This is a genomic window from Frankia sp. AiPs1, from assembly GCF_023716945.1.
Classification (GTDB): domain Bacteria; phylum Actinomycetota; class Actinomycetes; order Frankiales; family Frankiaceae; genus Frankia.
The window spans coordinates 1-829 of the sequence record NZ_JAMQQF010001093.1; the positions used below are offsets into that span (position 1 = coordinate 1).

The 829-nt window shown below is 76.0% G+C and carries 1 protein-coding gene; it reads right to left on the reverse strand.

Features of this window, described 5'->3' with window-relative positions; genetic code table 11:
- Positions 1 to 73: 73 nt before the first annotated feature.
- Positions 74 to 829 (reverse strand): CoA transferase (locus ND748_RS33070; RefSeq protein ID WP_251750164.1); only part of this gene is annotated, 756 nt, incomplete at its 5' end.

Below are 829 nucleotides of genomic sequence, written 5' to 3' on the forward strand. Positions count from 1 at the left end.
GCCTGCGGGAGTGCGCCCGGCCTGGCAGCGCACCCGGCCTGGCAGCGCACCCGCGGGTGCGGGGGCCGGGCCGTCAGCCGCCGACGATGCCGCGTTCGCGCAGGTCGGCGATGGCGGCCGCGTCGTAGCCGAGTTCGGTGAGCAGGATGTCGGTGTGCGCGCCGGCGTAGGTGAAGCCCTTCGGGCTCGTCGCGGAGCGGGAGAAGCGGGTGGCGGGACCGGGACGCAGGTGCTCGTCGAACACGTCGCTGTGCACCGACACGCAGTACTCGTCCGCCACGGCCGGTTCCACCTGGATGATCGTCTGCTGGGAGCGCTCGGCGACCTCGACGCAGCCGACGCCGGCCGCGGTGAGGTCGCGTTCCCAGTCGCCGGCCGGGCGGGTGCCGAACGTCTTGGCCAGCACGTCGGCGAGGGCGGCGTCGTGCTCGGCCCGGCCCGTCGCGGTCGCGAACCTCGGGTCGGCGTCGAGGCCGTCGTGGGTGGCGAGGCCGTCGTGGGTGGCGAGCGCCGCGGCCAGGCGTGGCCACTCCTTGTCTGCGGGGGCGGCGAGGAACACCCAGCCGGACGCGGCCGGGTAGATCCGGTAGAGGGCGGACAGGCCCCAGGCGTCGTCGTCGACCTCCCGCGGTGCCGGCCTGCCGGGATAGTCGACGACCTGGTCGAGGATGGCGTGGGTGGCGGTCGCAAGCATCGTCGTCGTCAGTGTGCCCGTGGCCCGGCCCCGGCTGCGGGCGACCAGGCCGAGCAGGATCGCCGAGGCGGCGCCGAGGGCGGCGATGCCGTCGGCCTGCACCGGCACGGCCGCCGCGGCGGCGAAGCAGCGCAC